This is a genomic window from Phormidesmis priestleyi ULC007, from assembly GCF_001895925.1.
Classification (GTDB): Bacteria; Cyanobacteriota; Cyanobacteriia; order Leptolyngbyales; family Leptolyngbyaceae; genus Phormidesmis_A; species Phormidesmis_A priestleyi_A.
On sequence record NZ_MPPI01000037.1, the window covers coordinates 40904 to 48971 of the forward strand.

General features: G+C 49.3%; 5 protein-coding genes and 2 pseudogenes. 6 read left to right on the plus strand and 1 reads right to left on the minus strand.

Annotated features, from left to right (window positions below; genetic code table 11):
• Positions 1-253: 253 nt before the first annotated feature.
• Entirely contained in the window at positions 254-1090 is an 837-nt protein-coding gene (sppA, locus tag BRW63_RS21610) for a signal peptide peptidase SppA (RefSeq protein ID WP_073074480.1), read from the minus strand.
• Between the two features lie 166 nt (positions 1091-1256).
• Here sppA and BRW63_RS21615 point away from each other — a divergent pair, with 166 nt between their 5' ends.
• The 6 genes and pseudogenes from BRW63_RS21615 (at position 1257) to BRW63_RS21650 (ending at position 7929) form a co-directional block, all read left to right on the plus strand.
• Positions 1257-2381: a DMT family transporter gene (locus tag BRW63_RS21615; protein ID WP_073074470.1), complete on the plus strand. Its 1125-nt coding sequence runs from the start codon at positions 1257-1259 to the stop codon at positions 2379-2381.
• Positions 2382-2517: 136 nt separating this feature from the next.
• Positions 2518-3480 (plus strand): HEAT repeat domain-containing protein, encoded by a 963-nt coding sequence (locus BRW63_RS21620; RefSeq protein WP_073074471.1) that lies wholly within the window; start codon positions 2518-2520, stop codon positions 3478-3480.
• Between the two features lie 135 nt (positions 3481-3615).
• Positions 3616-4638: a spore photoproduct lyase family protein gene (locus BRW63_RS21625; protein ID WP_073074472.1), complete on the plus strand. Its 1023-nt coding sequence runs from the start codon at positions 3616-3618 to the stop codon at positions 4636-4638.
• A gap of 449 nt (positions 4639-5087) precedes the next feature.
• The gene (locus BRW63_RS21630) at positions 5088-5675 is read left to right on the plus strand and encodes a class I SAM-dependent methyltransferase (protein ID WP_223257461.1); all 588 of its coding nucleotides are present in this window, start codon (positions 5088-5090) and stop codon (positions 5673-5675) included.
• A 76-nt stretch (positions 5676-5751) separates the two neighbouring features.
• Positions 5752-6324, plus strand: a pseudogene (locus BRW63_RS21635) (transposase); the annotation flags it as partial.
• Positions 6325-6794: 470 nt separating this feature from the next.
• Positions 6795-7929, plus strand: a pseudogene (locus BRW63_RS21650) (IS701 family transposase).
• Positions 7930-8068 lie beyond the last annotated feature (139 nt).

Consider the following 8068-nt stretch of genomic DNA (forward strand, 5'->3'; position numbering starts at 1 on the left):
CAAGTTTTTGCTAGTTGCTAGCCGAATCAATTGTAGTCGTTCGTGCCTTAACCACTAGCTTATCAAGAGAGTGTGAAGGGATCGGGGATCAAGGATAAAGGATGAAAAAGTTTTAATTTAAGCAGGTGAATTTGCTGACCTGTTGAATGGAGAGATGATTTAAGTAGGGGCAATCCCTCCGTGGTCGCCCTCTATACATTGAAGGTAAGCACGGGGGCGCAACCCCTATAGCTATTAAAGGCCCCTTTTTATATCAAGGGCGATATAACCACAACGGAAGCCCGTTCGTAGACAACTCAAACTCTAGCCAATCGGCACCTGCCGCAAGTCCAGGAACGGTGTAAATGGCGTGGGCAAGACTGTTGTTTGATGTGAGACGGCTGACGAGAGGTTTTTTCTCCTCAAAAGTGAAGCACTTGGTTTTTTCGGGATCGAGTCCAGCGAGTTCGGCTGCCCAGCGACGGGCATCTTCTTCGGTGCCTAGTCGATCGACAAGTCCCAGTGCTAAAGCCTGCTGTCCCGTAAAAACGCGACCATCCGCAAAGCTTCTCACAGCTTCGGTGCTCAGATTTCGCCCTTCGGCGACCACTCCCACAAACTGCGAATAGCTGACATCAATCAGTTCTTGCAGAATGTGTTTTTCGGGATCGGTAAGTTCGCGATCGAATGCCAAAATATCTTTATAAGGTCCCGATTTAATCACCTTAAACGATACGCCGACCTTTTCTAGCAAGCGCTCCAAGTTATTGCCCCGTAAAATCACGCCAATGCTGCCTGTGATGGTGCCAGGGTTTGACATGATATGTTGAGCACCCACGCCAATATAAATCCCGCCAGATGCCGAGATGTTGCCAAAACTGGCGACGATTTTGACCTTTTCTTGCAGTCTTTTTAACGCACAGTAGATTTCGTGAGAATCTGCAACGGTTCCGCCTGGGCTGTCGATCCGCAGCAATAGAGCGGGAAAGCGTCTTTCTTCGACCGATTTAAGGTCTTTGAGAACGCGATCGCGCATTGCCCCCGCGATCGCGCCTTTAATTTCAATTCGAGCAATTTGTTTGCGAAACCGGGACTTAAAAAGCGAAATCATGGGCATTAAAGAACGGTGAGTGAGAACGACTTAAACTTCTAGTGTGCCTCAATGCAAGTCGCGAGTGGGAAAATTGGGGATCAGAAAAAATTCAACCGTGGCGTTCGTCACTTAACATAAGTACATAGTCAGATAGAATTAGCCAAAATTTTAGTAGCAGCTAGTCATGCATCTCAAGATCACTGAGTCTCGATCACCGTTTATTCCTGTGCTGCTGATTGCGCCCTTTTTCCTTTGGGGAACCGCAATGGTCGCGATGAAAGGGGTGATTCCCCACACCACACCATTCTTTATGGCAGGTGTGCGATTAGTGCCAGCAGGTGTATTGGTGGTTGTGGCGGGTGCTTTGATGGGCAGACCTCAACCAAAAGGGTGGGCCGCCTGGTTGTGGATTGCGCTCTTTGGCTTGATAGATGGAACCCTCTTTCAAGGATTTTTAGCCCAAGGTTTGATGAGAACAGGGGCAGGTTTAGGCTCTGTAATGATCGATTCGCAGCCGTTAGCTGTGGCACTGCTGGCACTCTGGCTATTTGGTGAAACGATCGGACTTTGGGGCTGGCTCGGTCTAGGAATCGGCGTTTTGGGGATCAGTCTGCTGGGTCTACCAGAAGCCTGGATCGGGTCGGCAGGAGATTGGTTGATGACCGCGATCGCCCACGGGCAATGGACGATCTCTAGTGATCGGTCTATCTCTGACCTTTTTCTCAGCTTGTTTGACAACGGACAGTGGCTGATGCTGTTAGCAGCGTTATCAATGGCAGTCGGAACCGTGATGGTGCGATATGTTTGCCGCCATGCTGACCCCGTAACCGCGACGGGATGGCACATGATTTTGGGCGGCTTGCCGTTATTTGCGCTTTCTAATCAGTTAGAATCCGCGCAGTGGGTCGATCTGACGACTGCTAACTGGATGGCTTTGGCTTACTCGACGATCTTTGGGAGCGCGATCGCTTACGGGCTATTTTTCTATTTTGCTTCTAGTGGTAGCCTGACGAGTCTCAGTTCTTTAACCTTTCTCACGCCTGTTTTTGCCCTTTTATTTGGCAATCTGTTTCTTTCAGAAGTGTTGAGTCAGGTGCAATGGTTTGGGGTGTGTCTGACGCTAGTTAGCATCTATTTGATTAATCAACGAGAGGTGTTGAGCCAGAGATTTAAGCGACTAACTTTCTATGGGGTTTCTCCGGATCAGGAAGATGAAATTCAGAATAGGTCTGTGATACTGCAATCTCCGCTAGAAATCAGTGAGATTACGATCGGGTCATTACCGATCGTAGAATCTGAATCTGAGTGATCACCTAAAGTTGGAGCCTGTCGTTAAGATTCGCGAAACTTTTTTGCGGACAATACAGAGATGGCGGTTAGCATTGAGCTAGCAAGAAAAGACACCTTTATTGGTACGCTAGTCGCACTCCCACCTGAGTTCGCTTATGATTTTTCGTCACTCTGGTTGGCTACTGATTACGAGCTTGGCTTGTTTAGGAGCGTTTCCTCAATCGGTCAAAAGTTTGGTGAGTCAGCCAACCTCACAATTCATAACAACAAATGTGAGCGCGTCTTCGCAAGTTGCTCAAGCTCAGATCTCAGACGGGGCACCTAAAGTTGATCAGTCGTCTAAAAAGTGGTGGCTTTTGGGTATTGTGACAGTCTCTGCTGTAGGGGGCGGGCTGACATTTTTTGCGTTAAGACGACAATCGCCTTCATCAGAATCATCACCGCTGCTCGAACCGTCTACTTTTTCATCAAAACTTATTTTAGAGGATGCGATCGAGCCGCCTGAAGCCAGAGATCTTAATGATGAACCCCCTTCAACTAATGGTCATCATCCCCAACCGATTCCCGTCTCAGAAACCTTTAAACGCAAAGAACTTCCTGAAGTAAGTCCGACCGAAGATCCCCAGGTTTCTGAAACCACTCGACTAGCCAAAATCAGTATTGTTGACGAATTGCTGCGAGAGCTTCGCACCCCTGACCCTGCAAAACGGCAAAAAATCATTTGGGAGTTGGGGCAACGAGGAGACACGCGCGCCGTTCAGCCGATGGTTGATTTGATGATTGATTCTGACTCAAAGCAGCGCAGTTTAATCTTGTCTGCTCTTTCTGAAATTGGCACCCGGACGCTCAAACCTCTCAGTCGAGCGCTGGCGATTTCGCTGCAAGATGAGAGCGCAGATGTGCGTAAAAATGCAATTCGGGATTTGACTCGCGTTTATGACCTGGTTTCTCAAATTAGTCATTTGTTGCATCAAGCGTCTGACGACCCCGATCGAGACGTGCAAGAAACTGCGGTTTGGGCGTTAGGGCAATTAAATCGCATGCGATCGGCTCCTACCAGTGCCGAAAATCTACCCGCTTTTAAGCAGTCGGTAAGCCCACCTGAAAACCTGCCGTAAAGTCGTGAAACCCGCTCATAATCCGGCTTTTCGACTGTGAAAGAAAAGCGACAATAGGGGTAGAACCCAGATGGAGCAGAAAGATTGCTAAGTTCTACAGTTCCTGAGATTTCTTCCCCCAAAGCGCGTTTGTGGATGCCTGAGCAAGTTCTCTTTACCCCTGCTGCCCTGGATGAACCGTGGGGTCAGCAAATTCTTTCGCGAGTCAAGGCGCTAAATTTGCCAGTTGAGGCGTTGCCTAAAAATCGTCTAACTGGTTTGCGTGGCGAGACTGAGCGCGAGACCTATGCAATTTCTAAGCGCACGTTAGCGGTGGTCAATGCACCACCGAGCAGTTTAAAGCTCAGTCCGATTCCGCCGTCTGCTGATTGGCAGTTTCATTTAGCCGAGGGCTGTCCGGCTCATTGTCAATACTGCTATCTGGCTGGGAGTCTTTCAGGTCCACCTGTGATCCGAGCCTTTGCAAATCTGCCTCAGACGTTGCAAAATCTTGGCAACTATGAGCGATCGCAGAGTCAAACTTCTTTTGAGGTGAGTTGCTACACCGACCCGCTAGGCATTGAGCATCTAACGGGCAGTTTAGCCGAGTGCATTCGCTATTTTGGGACACGCGACGATGGTTATCTGCGTTGGGTGTCGAAATTTGACGGGGTTGATGGCTTGCTAGCTCTTCCGCACAATGGTCACACACGCTGCCGATTTAGTGTGAATGCTGCGCCGATCAGCGATCGTCTTGAAGGCGGCACGGCATCAGTCACCGATCGCCTCCAGGCATTGAGAAAGCTGGCGTTGCCCCGCGCCCAAGGGGGAGGCTGCTATCCGGTTGGGTTAGTGATTGCGCCGATTATGCCGATCGAAGATTGGGAAGAACACTACGATCGCTTGTTTGAGTCGATCAGTGCAGTACTAGATTTTGATTGTGACTTGACTTTTGAGCTAATCTCACACCGCTTTACGCCGGGTTCTAAAGAGGTGTTGCAGGGTTGGTATCCTAACAGCAAGCTAGAGATGGATGAGTCTAAGCGAGTGGTGAAACGCAATAAGTTCGGCGGCGTTAAATACGTTTACGATGCCACCACGATGAAGGCGATGCGTCAGTTTTTTGAGGGGCAAATTCGCGATCGCTTCCCTCAAGCCAAGATTTTGTATTGGACTTAGTACGCTGGCAAAGCTGAATTGCTGATCTGTAGAGACGCTCTATAGAACGTTTCTACAGACAGCAACTTTGCACTCTAGTGGGGAAGAGAGAGTTGCGTTTGCGTTAGGCTGAGGCGTAGTTGCGGAGACAGTTCCTAATGGTGAATCAACTTGACTTAAATGATTACAAGCAAGGAATTGTGGACTTATACAATCGCAGAAGTCAAACTTACGACGATAGCGAGTGGCATGTACAGATTTGTTACCGTCTTCTTGAGTATTCACAGGTGATAGGACTTACGCATTGACAGAATAACCGAAATAGCAGTCGTGCTTTTCAGCCCTTTCAGCTTTATTTTTTCATTTCTTTTTTAGGAATTTAAAGTCAAAGAAAGGCCTTGCAAAAGGCTGAAACGACCTATTCTCGTTATTCCATAATATGGCTAATTTGTACAGTGCGTAAGTCCTAGGTGAGTTCTGGGCAGTCTGTACTAGATATTGGAATGGGAACAGGACATCTTGCGATCGCTGCGGCTGAAATCGTTGGAGAGCAGGGTTGGGTAGTTGGAGTAGATCTCTCTGCTGGGATGTTGGAGCAAGCACAAAGTAAAGCTGACGCATTAAGACTCAGTAACGTTGAGCTTCAACTCGTGGATGCTGAGAATCTCAATTGTTTAAGCAATCACTTCGACCACATTTTGTGTGCAAACACATTTCCCTGGATAGAAAATAAAGAAGCTACATTACAGTTGTGGCATCGCTTTCTTAAACCTGGAGGCAGAATCAAAATTCATACTCCTGCCGATACAGCGTACATTGGGGCTGTCATCTTGCGGAAAGTGTTTGCAAAGTACGGCATTTCGCTAGAACTGAGCAATCGCATTGGTTCTAACGAACAGTGTGAAAGATTGTTGACTGAGGCTGGTTTTGAGACAGTTGAAATTACAACAGAACAGCATGGCAACTATACGAGTTTAGACAAAGCCAAGGCAAGTTGGGAAGGAGTTGTTATGTATCCCTCATCTACCTCTTTGAAAATGTCCCCTGATTTAACGTGAGTTGGACGGAAGATAGAAGCGCAAAAGGAAAGCTGAGACTACCTTTGAAAGTCATGTAAACCTTTTGAGTCTCAGCCTGGACACCATCGTATCGCACTTGGATTTGACTCCCATCTTCGGGGAGGTGGACGACTTCTGTGAGCAGTTTGAGCAAGCTGGGTCAAGTCAGGCTCAACTCCCTGCCGTACCCGGCACCCGGCACTATCGATCCCGCATGTGCTTGAGGGAAGTGATGACGATCGTCATCGCGTTTCATGGAGCGGGGCTGAGAACGTTCAAAGACTTTTATAGGTTGACGGTGCTGCCCCACTGGCAGAAAGCCTTTCCCAACTTGGTCAGTTATAACCGCTTTGTTGAATTGATGCCTTGGGGCTTGATGCTACTGTGCTGCTTCGCCAATACCCGCAAAGGAGAGATGACAGGCATTGCCTTTATCGACTCCACGCCCCTTGAAGTGTGTCATCCAGCACGCGCTCATGCTCACAACGTCTTTCAAAACCTTGTCGGTTGGGGCAAAAGCTCAACTGGGTGGAAGTTTGGCTTCAAACTGCATCTGATCATCAACGATCAAGGAGAACGCTTGGCGTTCAAACTCACTCACGCCCATACCGATCACCGCCAACCTGTGCCTGAGATGACCCAAGACTTACAGCGCATTTCAGTCTTATGAAGTACAGTAACAACAGTCAGCAAACCAGTTGCGTAAATGCTCAGGATTAATTAGGTGCAGAGCGGTTGCAATCAGCGCGTCTACCATTTTGGTCGTCGTGGGAGAGAACTGACGTAAGAACGCTTTGAGTTGTGACCACCAAAGTTCAATGGGATTAAACTCCGGGGAGTAGGGGTCTCAATAGCAATGGAACCAGATTTTGTCTTAAGAGTATTTCAGCAGCAAATTGATAACTTCTACTGATGCCTTTTGACGGCATACTACACAGGTCTGGTACTACAGTTGTAGATGTTGAATTCTGACCTGTATTTCGTCTAGAATCAGGGTAAAACCAGCGTTTCAGGGGAGGACTCATGACTCTCGCCCTTTCCCAAATTACCCTTAATGAAGCGGATGTTGAAGCCAATCTGAAGCAGCTTGAGACCTGGGCCAGCAACTTCGAGACCCTGATGGTTCGGCTTGCCCCACGCTTCAAACGCGCAGAGCTTCGAGAGCGGGTAAAAGAGTATGTGCAAGGATTGCTCAGTTCAGCCGAGCGGAAGAATAGCTGGCAGATCACAGAACAACTGGGCAAGTCCACACCCTATGGGATTCAACATCTACTCGGTCGGGCCCAGTGGAGGGCAGATTTGGTGAGAGATGACCTGCAAGCCTATGTGAATGAAGCGCTAGGGGAGCCGGAAGCGGTATTTGTGATCGATGAAACAGGCTTTCTTAAGCAAGGAGACCACTCTGCTGGGGTGCAACCTCAATACAGCGGGATGGGGAGGGATTGAGAATTGTCAGATTGGCGTATTTCTAGGGTATGCTGCCGCCAACGGCTACACCTTAATTGATCGAGAACTCTACTTGCCGCAACGTTGGATTGACCATCCAGAGCGGTGCGCTCAAGCAGGCATTCCGAGCGACACGCCCTTTGCAACCAAGCCTGTTCTGGCACGACGCATGTTAGAACGGGCATTTGCGGGAGGACTGCCCGGACGCTGGGTAACCGGGGATGAAGTCTATGGTCGAGATGAGCGCTTGCGACGGTGGTTAGAATCCCGACATCAAGCCTATGTCCTCACCACCTGGTCAAAAGAGAGCGTGGGTCGAGATGCCTTGTCGATGCGAATCGAGGAACTCGCCGTCAGTTGGCCCCCTGAAGAGTGGCAACGCCTGAGTTGTGGAACGGGAACGAAGGGAGAGCGCTATTTTGACTGGGCTTGTATGCCGATTAATAGTCCAAGAGGCTACGATTGGCAGCACTGGGCGCTGGTGCGCCGGGGGATTGAACATCCCGAAGACTGGAGTTATTTCCTGGTGTTTGCGCCGCCTGGAACGTCCTTACAGACGATGGTGACGGTTGCGGGTCGGCGCTGGACGATTGAAACTTGTTTTGAGAGTGCTAAAGGCGTCGTGGGACTGGATGAGTATGAGGTGCGATCTTGGAAAGGATGGTATCGTCACATGACGTTAGCGCTGCTAGCTCATGCCTTCTTAACCGTCACGCGAGCGACTGCTAAAAAGGGGATCTCAACGCTGGCTCATTTCCCACCCCGTCCCTTGTCCCGGAAGACGAACTCAAGAGCCGGGTGCCCTTGAGCGTTGCGGAACTGCGTCGATTGCTATGGCGATTGGTTTGGCAGCCTCCATTCAGTCCACTCCATTGGCTGAACGGGTCAGCATGGCGACGACGACATCAAGCGATTGCACAGTTCTATCACTTCAAGCGCCGAGCCTT